The 14,698-nt window shown below is 58.5% G+C and carries 16 protein-coding genes; 7 read left to right on the top strand and 9 right to left on the bottom strand.

Annotated elements, in window-relative coordinates; translation table 11 throughout:
• Positions 1–30: 30 nt before the first annotated feature.
• Together ACGYLO_RS01875 and hrcA are read right to left on the bottom strand one after the other, a co-directional pair.
• Positions 31–594, bottom strand: a complete 564-nt coding sequence (locus tag ACGYLO_RS01875) for a nucleotide exchange factor GrpE (protein ID WP_067267873.1) — start codon at positions 592–594, stop codon at positions 31–33.
• Positions 595–603: 9 nt separating this feature from the next.
• Entirely contained in the window at positions 604–1,668 is a 1,065-nt protein-coding gene (gene hrcA / locus ACGYLO_RS01870; RefSeq protein WP_271688629.1) for a heat-inducible transcriptional repressor HrcA, read from the bottom strand.
• A gap of 110 nt (positions 1,669–1,778) precedes the next feature.
• On the opposite strand from hrcA, the gene rph reads away from it, so the two are divergent.
• From rph to hemW, 3 genes are read left to right on the top strand one after another with little or no spacing between them, the layout of a single operon-like run.
• On the top strand, positions 1,779–2,492 hold the full coding sequence (gene rph / locus ACGYLO_RS01865; RefSeq protein WP_271688630.1) for a ribonuclease PH: 714 nt from the start codon (positions 1,779–1,781) through the stop codon (positions 2,490–2,492).
• Positions 2,489–3,100 carry an RdgB/HAM1 family non-canonical purine NTP pyrophosphatase gene (rdgB, locus tag ACGYLO_RS01860; RefSeq protein ID WP_271688631.1) on the top strand — a complete coding sequence of 204 codons (612 nt, stop codon included), beginning with the start codon at positions 2,489–2,491 and terminating at the stop codon, positions 3,098–3,100. Before rph ends, rdgB begins: the two co-directional genes overlap by 4 nt.
• Entirely contained in the window at positions 3,093–4,247 is a 1,155-nt protein-coding gene (gene hemW / locus ACGYLO_RS01855; RefSeq protein ID WP_271688632.1) for a radical SAM family heme chaperone HemW, read from the top strand. Before rdgB ends, hemW begins: the two co-directional genes overlap by 8 nt.
• Here the strand turns inward: hemW and ACGYLO_RS01850 are convergent.
• The 7 genes from ACGYLO_RS01850 to ACGYLO_RS01820 all read right to left on the bottom strand — a co-directional run bounded on the left by ACGYLO_RS01850 (position 4,244) and on the right by ACGYLO_RS01820 (position 11,588).
• A complete protein-coding gene (locus tag ACGYLO_RS01850) occupies positions 4,244–5,143 on the bottom strand; it encodes a ParB/RepB/Spo0J family partition protein (protein ID WP_067267864.1) in 900 nt (299 codons plus the stop codon). The genes hemW and ACGYLO_RS01850 overlap by 4 nt on opposite strands.
• A gap of 12 nt (positions 5,144–5,155) precedes the next feature.
• Positions 5,156–5,953, bottom strand: coding sequence for a ParA family protein (locus ACGYLO_RS01845; protein WP_271688633.1), 798 nt, complete (start codon positions 5,951–5,953; stop codon positions 5,156–5,158).
• On the bottom strand, positions 5,946–6,551 hold the full coding sequence (gene rsmG, locus ACGYLO_RS01840) for a 16S rRNA (guanine(527)-N(7))-methyltransferase RsmG (protein ID WP_271688634.1): 606 nt from the start codon (positions 6,549–6,551) through the stop codon (positions 5,946–5,948). The genes ACGYLO_RS01845 and rsmG overlap by 8 nt, the downstream gene beginning before the upstream one ends.
• Positions 6,548–8,410, bottom strand: coding sequence for a tRNA uridine-5-carboxymethylaminomethyl(34) synthesis enzyme MnmG (mnmG, locus tag ACGYLO_RS01835; protein WP_271688635.1), 1,863 nt, complete (start codon positions 8,408–8,410; stop codon positions 6,548–6,550). The genes rsmG and mnmG overlap by 4 nt, the downstream gene beginning before the upstream one ends.
• A 13-nt stretch (positions 8,411–8,423) precedes the next feature.
• A complete protein-coding gene (gene mnmE / locus ACGYLO_RS01830; protein WP_271688636.1) occupies positions 8,424–9,710 on the bottom strand; it encodes a tRNA uridine-5-carboxymethylaminomethyl(34) synthesis GTPase MnmE in 1,287 nt (428 codons plus the stop codon).
• A 32-nt stretch (positions 9,711–9,742) separates the two neighbouring features.
• Positions 9,743–11,014, bottom strand: a complete 1,272-nt coding sequence (gene rho, locus ACGYLO_RS01825; protein WP_067267859.1) for a transcription termination factor Rho — start codon at positions 11,012–11,014, stop codon at positions 9,743–9,745.
• A 124-nt stretch (positions 11,015–11,138) separates the two neighbouring features.
• Positions 11,139–11,588 carry a CopD family protein gene (locus ACGYLO_RS01820; RefSeq protein WP_067267858.1) on the bottom strand — a complete coding sequence of 150 codons (450 nt, stop codon included), beginning with the start codon at positions 11,586–11,588 and terminating at the stop codon, positions 11,139–11,141.
• 406 nt (positions 11,589–11,994) lie between these two features.
• Here ACGYLO_RS01820 and ACGYLO_RS01815 point away from each other — a divergent pair, with 406 nt between their 5' ends.
• From ACGYLO_RS01815 to dnaQ, 4 genes are read left to right on the top strand one after another with little or no spacing between them, the layout of a single operon-like run.
• The gene (locus ACGYLO_RS01815) at positions 11,995–12,594 is read left to right on the top strand and encodes a nucleoside triphosphate pyrophosphatase (RefSeq protein ID WP_271688637.1); all 600 of its coding nucleotides are present in this window, start codon (positions 11,995–11,997) and stop codon (positions 12,592–12,594) included.
• Positions 12,591–13,424 carry a shikimate dehydrogenase gene (locus ACGYLO_RS01810; protein ID WP_271688638.1) on the top strand — a complete coding sequence of 278 codons (834 nt, stop codon included), beginning with the start codon at positions 12,591–12,593 and terminating at the stop codon, positions 13,422–13,424. Before ACGYLO_RS01815 ends, ACGYLO_RS01810 begins: the two co-directional genes overlap by 4 nt.
• Positions 13,421–14,014, top strand: a complete 594-nt coding sequence (gene coaE, locus ACGYLO_RS01805; RefSeq protein WP_271690012.1) for a dephospho-CoA kinase — start codon at positions 13,421–13,423, stop codon at positions 14,012–14,014. The genes ACGYLO_RS01810 and coaE overlap by 4 nt, the downstream gene beginning before the upstream one ends.
• Complete coding sequence (gene dnaQ, locus ACGYLO_RS01800; RefSeq protein ID WP_271688639.1) at positions 14,007–14,696, top strand: DNA polymerase III subunit epsilon; 690 nt, start codon at positions 14,007–14,009, stop codon at positions 14,694–14,696. Before coaE ends, dnaQ begins: the two co-directional genes overlap by 8 nt.
• The last annotated feature ends 2 nt before the right edge of the window (positions 14,697–14,698 follow it).

Here is a 14,698-nt window from a genome sequence, read left to right as displayed (position 1 = left end):
CGCCTCCTTCGAAAGTGACTGATTGCGCGCTTAGCTCGCCGGGGTCGAAGACACCCCAACCTGCGCCGGGCGCAGCAGACGGTCGTGCAGCATAAAGCCTTCGGCGGCGACCTGAATGATCTCGCCCGCCACGGTGCCGGGCACGGGCGCTTCGAACATCGCTTCGTGATGCTTGGGGTCGAACTTGTCGCCAACCTCGGGCGCGATCACTTCGATGCCGTGCTTTTTGAAGACGTTCAGAAGCTCGCGCATCGTCAGTTCCACACCTTCCAGCAGCGGGCCAAAGGCCTCTTTCTGCTCATCGGTGGTGGTTTCCAGCGCGCGTTTCATGTTGTCATAAACGGGCAGCATGTCACGGGCCAGCTTGGAGCCGCCATAGTTCTCGGCCTCGCGACGGTCCTTGTCGGAGCGTTTGCGCGCATTCTCGGCATCGGCGAGCGCGCGCATGAAACGGTCGCGGTACTGGTCACGCTCGGCGCGCAGTTCCTCAACCGCAAGGGCTTCTTCGTCGATCTCGGCCATGTCTTCGGCGTATTCTTCAGCTTCGGCGCTGTCGATCTCGTCCAAAAAGTCGTTTTCTTTCGGCTCTGCCATGTTCCACCTCTAGTTCCGGTCGGAAATCAGCTTTCCCACCAGTTGTGCCGTGTAGTTCACAATCGGCACGATACGTCCATAATTTAAGCGTGTCGGGCCAATGACACCCACGGCGCCGATCACCTTACGATCAGCGTTCATATAAGGGGAAACGACCAGAGAGGAACCCGAAAGTGAGAAAAGTTTGTTTTCCGAGCCGATAAAAATGCGCACACCGTCCCCATCTTCGGCCAGTTCGAGGAATTCGGCGATGTCCCGCTTGCGCTCAAGATCATCGAAAAGGCTGCGGATACGGTCAAGGTCTTCGGCCTCCGCCTCTCCGCCCAGCAGATTCGACCGACCGCGCACGATCAGACGCTCGGAATGCTCTCCTTCCGCGTCCCACAGCACCGCACCGCTCTCGACAAGCTGCTGTGCCAGCACGTCGATCTCCTGACGGCGTTTGGCGATCTCCTGCTTGATGCTGCGCTGCAACTCGCTAAGGGTTTTGCCTTCGACGAAAGCATTCAGGAAATTCGCCGCCTCGCGCATCGAACTGGGGGTCTGCCCGGGTGGCGGCGTGAATAGCCGGTTCTCCACATGGCCGTCGGAGAAAACAAGCACCACCAAGGCTCTATCAGGCGAGAGAGAAACGAATTCGATATGTTTGATCGGCGCTTCATGCTTCGGCGTCAACACGAGCGACGCACCATGCGTGACGCCCGACAGGGCCGATCCGATCCGGTCCAACAGCCCGCCGACATCAGAGGAATTATTCCCCAGTGTCGCGTCGATCTTCTCCCGGTCAAGCTCTGTCGGATCGCCGATCTCGATCATCCCATCGACGAACATCCGGAGCCCTAGCTGTGTCGGAATGCGCCCGGCTGAAACATGAGGGCTATCCAACAGGCCCATATATTCGAGATCCTGCATTACATTGCGGATTGTCGCCGCCGAGACCTTTTCGCTGAAGTCCCGCGTCAGGGTGCGCGACCCCACCGGATCGCCACTTTCCAGATAGCCTTCAACCACCCGGCGAAACACTTCGCGGGATCGGTCGTTCATGTCTTTCAGCAATTCAGGCGTGTTTTTCATCGGTGCTCGCTCTCTTGTCTAATAAAGGTACAAGCCGGGCAAACGTCAATCGGGGTTGCATCAAAGCCTTGTGGGGCGGTATCCCCGGGCAACATCAAAAAGGATATGTCATGCGTCCCTCTGGCCGGAAACTCGATGAAATGCGCGCCGTCTCGATCGAGACAGGTTTCACCAAACATGCCGAAGGGTCGGCCCTGATCAAGATGGGCGATACCCATGTGCTCTGCACCGCAACGATCGAAGACCGCGTGCCGCCGTTCATTAAAGGCTCCGGTCTGGGCTGGGTCACCGCCGAATACGGCATGCTGCCCCGCGCCACCAACACACGGATGCGTCGCGAAGCCGCCTCCGGCAAACAAGGGGGTCGCACGGTCGAGATCCAGCGTCTGATCGGCCGCGCCCTGCGCGCCGGGGTCGACCGCTCCGCCTTGGGCGAGCGTCAGATCACCGTCGACTGCGATGTGCTGCAAGCCGATGGCGGCACCCGCTGCGCGTCGATCACCGGCGGTTGGATCGCGCTGCGTCTGGCTGTGAACAAGCTGATGAAAGCGGGCGATGTCGTCTCTGACCCGCTGGTCGATCCGGTCGCGGCGGTAAGCTGCGGCATCTACGCAGGCCAGCCGGTGCTCGATCTCGACTACCCCGAGGATTCCGAGGCGGGCGTCGATGGCAACTTCATCATGACCGGATCCGGCAAGCTGATCGAAGTGCAGATGAGCGCCGAAGGCTCAACCTATACCCGCGACCAGATGAACCAGCTGATGGACCTGGCCGAAAAAGGCGTCGGCGAACTGGCCACAATCCAAAAATCGGTTACCGCATGACCCGCAAGTTCACCGAAAATCGCATTCTGATTGCCACCCATAACGCGGGCAAACTGGCAGAGATGCGCCAGCTCTTCGCCCCCCACGGGGTTGAGGTGGTCGGCGCGGCAGAGATGAACCTGCCCGAGCCGGAAGAGACCGAGACGACATTCGTCGGCAACGCCCGGATCAAGGCGCATGCCGCCGCCAAGGCGACCGGCCTGCCCGCGCTAGCCGACGATTCCGGCATCGAAGTCGAGGCGCTCGACAACGCGCCCGGCGTCTATACCGCCGATTGGGCCGAAACGGAGAATGGCCGCGACTTCGTCATGGCCATGACCAAGACGCGCAATCTGCTGGAAGAAAAGAACGCCCCCCACCCTCGCCGCGCCCGGTTTTGCGCGACGCTGGTCTTGGCATGGCCGGACGGGCATGACGAGGTTTTCGCGGGCAAGGTGAATGGCACTTTGGTTTGGCCGATGCGCGGCGAACAGGGTCACGGCTATGACCCGATGTTCCAACCTGACGGCCATGAGGTCACCTTTGCCGAAATGGACGCCGAGCAGAAAAACAGCATCAGCCACCGCGCGGATGCCTTTGCGAAACTGATTGCGGGCTGTTTTGGCTGAAGATTGGCAACAGGGCGGCTTCGGCCTCTATATCCATTGGCCATTTTGCGAGGCGAAATGTCCCTATTGCGACTTTAACAGCCACGTTAGCCGCCAGATCGACCAAGCCGCTTGGCGCGATGCCTATCTCGCCGAGCTTCAGCGCGCTGCGGATGAGACACCGGGGCGCGTGCTCAATGCGGTCTTTTTCGGCGGCGGCACGCCCAGTTTGATGGACCCCGATGTCGTCGCAGACATCATCAGCGCCATCCGGCGCCACTGGCCTACGGCGAACGATCTGGAAATCACCCTCGAAGCCAATCCCGGCTCGGTCGAAGCGGGCCGCTTCGCTGCCTATCGGCAGGCCGGGGTGTCGCGCGTCTCCATGGGCATTCAGGCGCTGAACGATCCGGATCTCAAACGTTTGGGCCGCCTGCATACGGCGAAAGAAGCGATGACTGCTTTCGACATCGCCCGTAATACCTTTGACCGCGTGAGCTTCGATCTAATCTATGGGCGGCAAGACCAATCCGCCGTGGAATGGGAAGCAGAGTTGAAACAGGCTCTATCCCTCGCGATAGACCACATTTCGCTCTATCAGCTGACCATCGAACAAGGCACCGCCTTTGGCGACCGTTACGCCCGCGGAAAACTTCGCGGCCTGCCCGACGAAGATCTCGGCGCGGATATGTTCACCCTGACCCAAGACATCTGCAATGACATGGGCATGCCTGCTTACGAGGTGTCAAACCACGCCCGGGATGGCGCACAGTCGCGGCACAACATGATCTATTGGCGCTATGGGGACTATATCGGCATCGGCCCCGGCGCTCATGGGCGGTTGACGCTGGGCGGAGAGAAATTCGCGACAGTTGCTTATAGCAATCCACAGCGGTGGCTCGACGGTGTCGCAAAGGGCGAAACGGAGAAACCCCGGACCGCCCTGAGCCGAAGCGAACAGGCGACTGAGTTTCTCCTGATGGGCCTGCGCCTGAAAGAAGGCGTTGACCTTAGCCGTTACGCCGATATTGCCGGGCATGAGATCGACGAAAAGGCCGTCAATCACCTGCAAGACATCGGCATGGCAACACGCGAGAAAGACAGGTTAATCGTTTCAGATCAAGGCGTTATTGTCCTTAACGCCGTGATCGAAACGCTTCTGCCTTAAGAGCCGCCCAACAGGCGGCAGATCTCATCCAACTGGTCAAGCGTGGTATAGTGCAACGTCACCTTACCCGCTTCCTGACCCGGTTTATGGTCCAAACTAACCTTCATGCCTAAGTTGGCTGACAGATCGCCTTCAAGCGCCTGCGTATCGGCATCTTTCTCTGGGCGCTGCGAGAGACGCTCTTTATTTACCATATTACCGCGCTCGCCGGCCTGATCTTTCTTGACCAAAGCCTCGGTCGCGCGGACGGAAAGGCCGCCTTTGATGACCTGCTGCGCCAGTTTCAGCGGATCCTTCGCCGGAATCAGCGCCCGCGCATGGCCCGCGCTCAGCTCATTCTGGCGCACCATCTCTTGCACCGGATCCGGCAGGTTCAGCAGACGCAATAGGTTCGCAATATGGCTTCGGCTTTTCCCGAGGGCTTCGGCCATCTTCTCCTGCGTATGGCCGAACTTATCCATCAACTGCCGATAACCCGCCGCTTCTTCGACCGAGTTCAGATCTGCCCGCTGGATGTTCTCGATGATCGCGACTTCAAGCACTTCGACATCGGTAAACTCGCGAACGATCACCGGCAGGCTATGCACCTTCGCGATCTGCGAGGCCCGCCAGCGCCGTTCACCCGCGACGATCTCGAAATTGCCATCAGCCAAAGCGCGGACGATCAGGGGCTGAATGACCCCCTTTTCTTTGATTGAGGCCGCAAGATCATCAAGGTGCTCCTGCTCAAAACGCTTACGCGGCTGATCCGGGTTCGGTTTGATTCGCTCGATCGGAACGAACTGCTCCGCCGCCGCGGCCCCCTTGGCGGCCACGCTCTCGGTCTCCGCTACATCCGCCATCAGTGCCGAAAGCCCCCGGCCAAGGCCCCGTTTACGCTCTTGTTTGTCTGCCATACTGCCACCTTATTAACCATTGTTTCTTGTTAGCTCCGCCGCTAAATCGCGGTAGGCTTGGGCCCCTTTCGATGTGGGATCATAACTCAGAACGGGCATGGCAAAGCTCGGCGCCTCGCTCACCCGAACATTGCGCGGAATTACAGTTTGGAACACCAGTTCACCAAGGTTCGCTCGCGCGTCATTCTCAACCTGTTGCGACAGGTTATTGCGGCGATCATACATGGTCAGTAGAACGCCCTCAATCCGCAGGTCCTTATTCCCGCTTTGCCGGACCTCTCTTATCGTCAACATAAGCTGAGAGAGCCCTTCCAACGCAAAAAATTCGCTCTGCAAAGGCACAAGTACAGAGTGCGCCGCGATCATCGCATTCACCGTCAATAGGTTGAGTGAAGGCGGGCAATCGATCAAGATATAGTCGAACTTGAACTGATCCATCTGCGTCTGCCTGAGTGCGTCGTGCAAAAGGAAACTTCTCTTTTCATTCGAAAAGAGTTCGATGTCCGCTGAGCTGAGGTCAACCGTCGCCGGAACGATAAGTAACCCATCCGTTTCGGTGTGCTGAATGACATCCTGCGGAAGGCTATCGTCCAGCAAGAGATCATATGTCGTAAAATCGCGATCTTCGACTTCGATGCCAAGACCCGTAGAAGCATTGCCTTGCGGATCCAGATCAACCACCAGAATACGCTTCCCAGCTTCCGCAAGCGCAGCGGCAAGATTGATCGTCGTCGTCGTTTTACCAACGCCGCCCTTCTGGTTTGCAATGGCAATGATTTTCGGTCCAGCTGGACGAGAAAGGTCAGACACGGGCGATATCCTTAATCTTTAGAATGGCAGCGTCCGAATTGGTCTTGCTGGTTACCGTCTCTAGGTCGTAATTCCAGTCCTGCCGCGCCTCTAGGTCTTCACGCTGCCAGCTTTGACCTTTAGGGAAAAGTGCAATGCCCCCGCGTTTAAGATGCAACTCGGCGAACCCTAACAACTTCGTCAGATCGGCTAAAGCGCGGGCAGATAGCACGTCTGCTTCGAGACATTCGAGTTCTTCGATTCTCTCGGTTTTCACCTTTGCCGCGAGATCAAGTTCTCGAATAGCCGTCCGTAGGAAAGCTGATTTCCTTTGATCACTTTCAACCATGACTACATCGAAATTGCGTTCTTCTTGATTGAGGATCGAAATAACAATGCCCGGGAAACCTCCGCCGCTACCGAGGTCTACCCACTTCCCTGGCCCTGGAACAAGCTCAAAGATTTGGACGGAATCCAGAATATGGCGAGACCAAAGGTCGTTCAAGCTGTCCTTAGAAACCAAATTAATCTTCGGATTCCATTTCCTCACCAGTTCAGCAAAGGCTTTCAGCTTTTCAAATGTTTCACGTGAAACATCAAGGTCATTTTCGGTGCTCATGCTGACTTCTTTCCGGCCCCGCGCTTCACACGAGCAAGTATCAAAGTCAGCGCAGCTGGTGTCATTCCATCAATGCGAGCCGCCTGTGCCATTGTTTCCGGACGCGCGGAAGATACCTTCGACCTCAGCTCGTTAGAAAGGCCTGCAAGATCATCGAAGGAAAAATCAGACGGTATACGAACGTTCTCGTCTTTCTTCAGCACGTCGATCTCTTTCTGTTGTCGAGCGATGTAGGTTGCGTAGAGCGCGTCCCGCTCAATCTGTCGACGCATTTCGAATGGAGTTTCTTCCAGGCTGCGATCAAGTGGTAGCAAGTCTTCAAACTCTACATCGGGAAACGCGAGAACCTGATAGCCGCTACGCTTTGCACCATCTTGGTTGACTTTGATACCGGCGTTCGCAAGCTCTTTCGGCGTATACTCCGTACCTTCTAGCATCGCTTTTGTCTCCTCTAGGGAGGAAACCTTCTTCTCGAAGCTATCTCGGCGCGCGTCAGAGATACAGCCTAATTGCATCGCCAAAGGAGTTAGCCGCTGATCCGCATTGTCCGCTCGAAGCGACAGGCGGAACTCGGCCCGAGATGTGAACATCCGGTAGGGTTCTGTAACGCCCCGGGTCGTCAGATCATCGACCATAACCCCAATATAGCTTTCGGAACGGGTAAATGTCACCGCATCCCGGCCTTGGGCGCGCAGAGCGGCATTCAAGCCTGCTACCAGTCCCTGCGCGGCCGCTTCCTCATAGCCCGTCGTACCATTGATCTGTCCGGCGAGATAGAGGCCGGGTACGGTACGGACCGCAAGCGTTGATGAAAGAACGCGCGGATCGACGTAGTCGTACTCGATGGCGTAACCGGGTTGCAGAATAGTTGCGTTTTCGAGACCAACCATGCTCCGGACATAGGCTTCCTGCACATCCGCCGGGAGGGAGGTCGAAATGCCGTTTGGATAGACGGTATGATCATCCGCGCCTTCGGGTTCTAGAAAGACCTGATGCGACTCTTTCTCGGCAAATCGGACGACCTTATCTTCGATCGAAGGGCAGTAACGCGGGCCTACGCCATCGATATGCCCGCCATACATTGCGGACCTATCGAGATTTTCTCTGATGATCTGATGAGTTTTCTCGTTCGTATGCGTGATTCCGCAGGCGACTTGTGGGGCTGAAACCTTGTCGGAGAGGAAGGAAAACAGGACGGGGTCATCGTCCCCGGGTTGGGCTTCCAGTATATCCCAGTTGATCGTGCGGCCATCCACCCGGGGTGGTGTCCCCGTCTTTAGTCGGCCCATCGGGAGATTAAAGGAATCGATCCGTTCGGCCAGTTTGACCGACGCTTTGTCCCCCATGCGGCCGCCTTCGTGCGATACATCGCCGATATGAATGACCCCCCGGAGGAACGTCCCCGTCGTAAGAACAACGGATGTCGCCTTGATGTTCGTTCCGTCGGCCAAAACTACGCCGGCAACGACTTCGCCGGCCATCACGAAGTCGGTAACCTCTCCTTCAATGATGTCGAGGTTCGCTTGCGCGTCGATTTCGCGGAGCATCTCTGTCCGGTAGATTTTCCGATCAGCCTGCGCACGGGGGCCCTGAACGGCGGGGCCTTTCCGACGGTTTAGCAGACGGAATTGGATGCCGGCCCTATCGGCAACGCGGCCCATCACGCCGTCCATCGCGTCGATCTCTCGTACCAGATGGCCCTTCCCCAGTCCGCCGATGGCCGGATTACAGGACATGACGCCGATTCCATCGCGGCTCATCGTGACGAGCGCTGTTTGTGCGCCAAGCCGTGCCGAAGCGTGCGCCGCTTCCGCGCCCGCGTGGCCGCCACCGATCACGATCACATCAAAATGTTTCACGTGAAACACTCCATCATTTACCTACGCAGAAGCTGGTGAAAATCTCATCCAGCAGGTTCTCGACGTCTATGCGGCCAACAAGGGTTTCCAGCGTTCGAATCCCGAACCTAAGGTCCGCAGCGGCCAAATCATAGAAATCAGGTCCTCGGGTCAGGATAACATTTACTTCAGCCAAACACGAGACGGCTTGCTGCAAAGCGACGCGATGCCGCTCATGGGTTGCCAGTCCAATGTTTGAACTGCGTTCCGAGAGTGTAGATTGAATGCGTTGGATGAGTTCTGACACACCCTGCCCGGTCTTCCCTGAGATACCATTCTCTTCAATACCAACGAGATCTGCTTTGGGCTGAAGAACGATATCCTCTTCCTCCGGCGTAAGGACCAAGGCCTCACCTGGCGCCGCGAGAAACACCCGCAGATCCGCCGCCTCGGCGCGTTCGATTGCGCGCTCGATCCCGATGGCTTCAACTTTATCTTCGCTCTCACGCAGACCCGCCGTATCCAAAAGGGTGACCGGCAACCCGTCAAGGTCCATCCGAACTTCGATGACATCGCGGGTGGTGCCTGCGATTTCGGAGGTGATCGCGGCGTCACGTCCGGCTAGCGCATTTAAGAGCGTTGACTTACCCGCATTTGGCGCACCGATGATCGCGACTTCGAAGCCGTTTCGAACCCGTTCGGCGACATAAGTGCCTTCCGCTTCGGCTTGCAATTCCTTGCCGACCTTCGAGAGCAGCGCCTCCACCTCGGGGGTGACATCGACGGGTACCTCTTCATCCGCGAAGTCGATCGTGGCCTCCAGAAGCGCGGCGGCGCGTATCAAGTCTTTCCGCCAATCTTCGACGCGTGCGCCGAGGTGGCCCGATAAAACGCGAAGCGCTTGCTTTCGCTGTGCTTCTGTTTCGGCTTCGATGAGATCTGCCAGCCCTTCAACCTGCGCGAGATCCAGCTTTTCATTCTCTAACGCACGGCGTGTGAATTCCCCCGCTTCAGCCATCCGAGTTTCGGGGAAGGTCGACAGCAGGGAAAGCATCGCCCGGACCACGGCGATGGAGCCATGGAGTTGAAATTCAACTACATCTTCGCCGGTGAAGGAATTTGGCCCGGGGAAGCTCAGGAGCAAGGCTTGGTCGATAACCTCTCCGCCAGTGCCGCGGAGGTTTCGCAACACGCTTTCGCGTCCTTCAGGACGTTTGCCGGAAATCTCCTGCGCGATCGCGAAGGCCTGTGGGCCGGAAATGCGGATCACCGCAACCCCGGCACGGCCCGGCGCTGACGCTTGGGCGAATATCGTGTCCATATTTCACTAACCTATTGTTATTATGAAATAACTCAGGTGTTCATGGAGTCGAAGAAGTCAGAGTTCGACTTGGTTTGCTTGAGCTTGCCGAGCAGGAATTCGATGGCATCGGTGGTGCCCATCGGGTTGAGAATGCGGCGCAGGACGAAGGTTTTTTGCAGGTCCACCTTGTCGACCAAAAGATCCTCTTTCCGGGTGCCGGATTTGAGGATGTCGATAGCCGGGAAGACGCGTTTGTCTGCGATCTTGCGGTCGAGAACGATCTCGGAGTTGCCGGTGCCCTTGAACTCTTCAAAGATCACTTCGTCCATGCGGCTGCCGGTGTCGATCAGCGCGGTGGCGATGATGGTGAGCGATCCGCCCTCTTCGATGTTCCGCGCGGCACCAAAGAAACGCTTCGGGCGCTGCAGGGCGTTGGCGTCGACACCACCGGTCAGGACCTTGCCCGAGGACGGCACCACGGTGTTGAAGGCGCGGCCCAGACGGGTGATCGAATCGAGCAGGATGACAACGTCGCGCTTGTGCTCGACAAGGCGCTTGGCTTTCTCGATGACCATCTCGGAAACGGCGACGTGACGGGTTGCCGGCTCATCGAAGGTGGAGGAGACAACCTCCCCCTTCACCGACCGCTGCATGTCGGTGACTTCCTCGGGCCGTTCGTCGATCAGCAGGACGATCAGGTAGCACTCGGGGTGGTTTTTCTCGATGCTGTTAGCGATGTTCTGCAGCAGCACGGTCTTACCGGTGCGCGGCGGGGCGACGATCAGCGAGCGCTGGCCCTTGCCGATGGGGGACACCAGATCGATGATCCGCGCCGAGCGGTCCTTGATCGTGGGGTCATCAACCTCCATCGTCAGACGCTCGTCGGGGTAAAGCGGGGTGAGGTTTTCGAAGGCGACCTTGTGGCGCGCCTTCTCGGGCGCCTCGAAGTTGATCTTGGTGACCTCGGTCAGCGCAAAATAGCGTTCGGTGTCATCGGGCGCCTTGATCAGCCCCTCGATGGTGTCCCCGGTGCGCAGCGACCATTTGCGGATCATGTCGGGCGAGACGTAGATGTCATCGGGGCCCGGCAGGTAGTTCGCTTCGGGAGAGCGCAGAAAACCGAATCCGTCCTGCAGCACTTCCAACACGCCGTCGCCCGAGATCTCCCAACCGTCATCCGCACGTTCGCGGAGAATCTGGAACATCATCTCGCCTTTACGCATGGTCGAGGCGTTTTCGATCTCCAGCTCTTCGGCCATGGCGAGCAGGTTTTTCGGCGTCTGCGCCTTGAGATCAGCGAGGTTCAGCGTTTCGGTTGTCATGGAGCATCCTGTTCAGCCGCAGCAGAATGCGGGCTGGTCGATCATTTGAATGTGGCAAGCAGAAACCGCCCCGGACGGGACAGTGGCGCAGATATAGGCGGCAGCGCGGCTTGAGTCAATTGCCTCAGAATTTCACGACCACTGAGAAGACGATCACGATCATCAGCAGCGTCGGCACTTCGTTCAAAAGACGGAACTGACGGCCCGTGACGGTACTGTCACCGCTTTCGACGGATTTGACCTGTTTTTTCAGCCAAACGTGGAAAACCGTCATGGCGATGACACTGGCCCCCTTGGTCCATGGCCAGATCATCGTCCAATCCACGATTCCGGGCGTCAGAACGAGGGCGAGGCCGAAAACCCATGTCGCCATCATCGCGGGCCGCATGATGAACTGAGCGAGCTTGAATTCCATCATCGCGAAAGTCTCGTGCATCCGCCCGGCGGAACCCGCCTGTTCGACATGATGCACGAAGAGGCGCGGCAGGTAGAAGAGCGCCGCCATCCAACTGATGACCGACACGATATGGAGCGCTTTGATCCATGGATAAGCGAGGCTGAGAAGATCGAACATGGGGAAGGCTCCGGTGTGCGTGCTTCTTTCTTAATAAATAAGAAAAGAGAAAAGATGTAGTTGATTGTAGGGCGCCTGAATCCTGTGGATTAATGATTTATACCGCCGCTTATCAACAGGTGAACAAACTTCGCGGCCCCCTGTGGATAAGCCGGCCCCGATTCGCGAATGTCGAACTTTCTCAAGATCTTGCTGGCGTATTTTCCGGGGGACAAAATGTATCAAAGCGGGGATAACCGGTGAAGTCTCGTGGTTATACGCACAAGCGGCTTATCCCTATTCATCGGGGTGGGAATCGGCGACAAAAACCGCGACTCAGGGCGAGATCTGCGGGCTTGTGCTGTCAACTTTTATCTCGCAGAACAAATCCTCAAGATTTGCGCCAGATCATCACAGGGTTATCCACATGCCGCAGAAAATCATCCTCGCCTCCGGCTCGGAGATCCGGGCGCAGCTTTTGGCGCAGGCCGCGATCCCGCATGAGGTGATCCCGGCCAAGATCGACGAAGAGATGATAACCGCCGCCCTGCGGGCCGAGGAGGCCAAGCCGCGCGACATCGCCGATACCTTGGCCGAGATGAAAGCCCGTAAAGTGAGCGAAAAGCACTTTGGCGCGTTGGTTCTGGGCTGCGATCAGGTGTTGGACCATCGCGGCGAGATGCTGCACAAGCCGCGTGATAAGGGTGAAGCCATCGCGCAGCTTCACCGTCTGCGCGGGGATCGGCATTCCCTGCTCTCCGCCGCGGTGCTTTATGAAGACGGTAAACCCCTGTGGCGGCACGTCGGTCAGGTGCGGCTGCGGATGCGTGACGCAAGCGACGCTTATATAGAAGACTACGTCGCGCGAAACTGGGAGAGCATTCGCCACGCGGTGGGCTGCTACAAGCTGGAAGAGGAAGGCGTGCGGCTCTTCACCCAGATTGAGGGGGATTACTTTCACGTCCTCGGTATGCCATTTCTTGAACTGCTGAATTTCCTGACGCTGCGCGGAGACCTCAAGACATGAGCCTGCCCAAAATCCCCCTCGCCGGTGTGATCGGATCGCCCATCGCGCATTCCAAATCCCCGCAGTTGCATCGCCATTGGCTGGAGACCTATGGCATCGCCGGGCATTATGTGCCGCTTGATGTCGCCCCCGATGATCTGGAAGAGGTGCTGAGAACGCTGCCCAAGATGGGCTTTGTTGGGGTGAACCTGACGATCCCCCATAAAGAAGCGGTGATGGAGATCGCGGATCTCATCACTGACCGGGCCACTCTGATCGGCGCGGCCAATACGTTGATCTTTCGCGCCGATGGCAAAATTCACGCGGATAATACGGATGGCTACGGCTTCATCGAAAACCTCAAAGCCGGTGCGGCGGAGTGGGATCCGAAGGCCGGACCGGCGGCGGTCTTGGGCGCGGGGGGCGCGGCGCGGGCGGTTGTCTCGGCGCTTTTGGATGCTGGTGTGCCTGAGATCTGCCTGTCAAACCGCACCCGCGTCCGGGCGGAGCAGTTGCAGCGCGATTTCGGCGGCAGAGTGAAAGTCGTCGATTGGGTGCAAGCGGGCAATATGATCGATCACGCCAGTTTGTTGGTGAACACCACATCACTCGGCATGATCGGCAAAGGCGCCTTGCGGGTGCCGCTGGATGGGCTGCGCCCCGGCACGGTGGTGACAGATCTCGTTTACGCTCCGCTGCGCACCCATATGCTTGAGACGGCTGAGGATATGGGCTGCGTCACGGTCGACGGGCTGGGCATGTTGTTGCATCAGGCGGTCCCGGCGTTCGAGCGTTGGTTCGGCCAGCGGCCCGAGGTCGACCGCGCCACGCGAACGGCGGTGCTGCGCTGATGTTTCACCTCGGGCTCACCGGCTCCATCGGCATGGGTAAATCGACCACGGCAAAGATGTTCGCCGAGGAAGGCTGCGCCGTTTGGGATGCCGACGCGGCGGTGCACCGGCTTTATGCCCCGGGCGGGGCCGCCGTGGCGCCGATGCAGACGGCTTTCCCGGAAGCGATCGAGGGCGGCGGCGTCTCTCGTGCCGCATTGAAAGAGATCATCGCCGCCGATTCGACCGCCCTGCCCCGGATCGAAGCCATCGTGCATCCACTGGTTGCCGTAGACCGGGCGACGTTTTTGGCGCAGGCGGATAGCGACATTGCCGTGCTGGACATTCCGCTGCTGTTCGAAACCGGCGGCGAGGCTGCGATGGACGCCGTGGCCTGCGTGACGATCCCGGCAGAGGTCCAGCGCGACCGGGTACTGGCGCGTGGCACGATGACGGAAGTGCAATTCGACGCCATCCGCGCCAAGCAAATGCCCGCCGAAGAGAAGTGCGCCCGCTCGGACTATGTGATAGTGACCGACACGCTCGACCATGCCCGCGCGCAGGTGCGGGCGGTGATCCGCGACATCAGGGAAAGACTGCGCCATGCGTGAAATCGTGCTCGATACCGAAACCACCGGCTTTGACCCCGAAAGCGGCGACCGCATCGTCGAGATCGGCGCGGTCGAGCTGATGAATCACATGGCCACGGGCGAGACCTATCACCAATACATCAACCCCGAACGCTCCATGCCCGAGGAAGCCTTTCAGGTGCACGGGCTGGGCGATGACTTTTTGCGCGACAAACCCAAGTTCGCGCAGATCGGGCGGCAGTTTCTCGACTTTATCGGCGATTCAAAGCTGATCATCCACAACGCCGCCTTCGACATCAAATTCCTGAACGCCGAACTGCGCTGGATGGGCCTGCCGCAGATCCCGTGGGAACAAGCGCTCGACACGCTCGAGATCGCGCGCAAACGCTTTCCGGGCTCACCCGCTTCGCTTGATGCGCTCTGTCGCCGCTTTGGGATTGATAACACCTCGCGGACGCTGCACGGCGCCTTGCTCGACAGTGAGATCTTGGCCGAAGTCTATTTGGAACTGATTGGGGGGCGGCAGCCGGACTTCGCGCTGTCCTCGGCGCCGGAGCGCAAGACGGGCGAGCCGGAGACGCGCTGGACCCCGAAACCGCGGCCCACGCCCCTGCCCTCGCGTCTGACAGAGGCCGAAGCCGCCGCCCATGCCGAATTTGTCGGCAAACTGGGCGACGACGCGCTGTGGAAACAGCTTGGCTGACG

The organism is Sulfitobacter sp. 1A13353, assembly GCF_043557255.1.
In the GTDB taxonomy this organism is placed as follows: domain Bacteria; phylum Pseudomonadota; class Alphaproteobacteria; order Rhodobacterales; family Rhodobacteraceae; genus Sulfitobacter; species Sulfitobacter faviae.
The sequence above is the reverse complement of the archived record's forward strand: the minus strand, read 5'-3'. Positions and strand labels throughout refer to the sequence as shown.

What these genes read in the sequence shown, in the direction of transcription:
- ACGYLO_RS01810 (WP_271688638.1), top strand. Translation starts at nt 12,591, where the DNA reads ATGAGCCTGCCCAAAATCCCCCTCGCCGGTGTGATCGGATCGCCCATC.
- ACGYLO_RS01850 (WP_067267864.1), bottom strand. Translation starts at nt 5,143, where the DNA reads ATGGCAGACAAACAAGAGCGTAAACGGGGCCTTGGCCGGGGGCTTTCG.
- ACGYLO_RS01815 (WP_271688637.1), top strand. Translation starts at nt 11,995, where the DNA reads ATGCCGCAGAAAATCATCCTCGCCTCCGGCTCGGAGATCCGGGCGCAG.
- dnaQ (WP_271688639.1), top strand. Translation starts at nt 14,007, where the DNA reads ATGCGTGAAATCGTGCTCGATACCGAAACCACCGGCTTTGACCCCGAA.
- mnmE (WP_271688636.1), bottom strand. Translation starts at nt 9,710, where the DNA reads ATGGACACGATATTCGCCCAAGCGTCAGCGCCGGGCCGTGCCGGGGTT.
- rho (WP_067267859.1), bottom strand. Translation starts at nt 11,014, where the DNA reads ATGACAACCGAAACGCTGAACCTCGCTGATCTCAAGGCGCAGACGCCG.
- hrcA (WP_271688629.1), bottom strand. Translation starts at nt 1,668, where the DNA reads ATGAAAAACACGCCTGAATTGCTGAAAGACATGAACGACCGATCCCGC.
- rsmG (WP_271688634.1), bottom strand. Translation starts at nt 6,551, where the DNA reads ATGAGCACCGAAAATGACCTTGATGTTTCACGTGAAACATTTGAAAAG.
- ACGYLO_RS01875 (WP_067267873.1), bottom strand. Translation starts at nt 594, where the DNA reads ATGGCAGAGCCGAAAGAAAACGACTTTTTGGACGAGATCGACAGCGCC.
- ACGYLO_RS01820 (WP_067267858.1), bottom strand. Translation starts at nt 11,588, where the DNA reads ATGTTCGATCTTCTCAGCCTCGCTTATCCATGGATCAAAGCGCTCCAT.
- rph (WP_271688630.1), top strand. Translation starts at nt 1,779, where the DNA reads ATGCGTCCCTCTGGCCGGAAACTCGATGAAATGCGCGCCGTCTCGATC.
- rdgB (WP_271688631.1), top strand. Translation starts at nt 2,489, where the DNA reads ATGACCCGCAAGTTCACCGAAAATCGCATTCTGATTGCCACCCATAAC.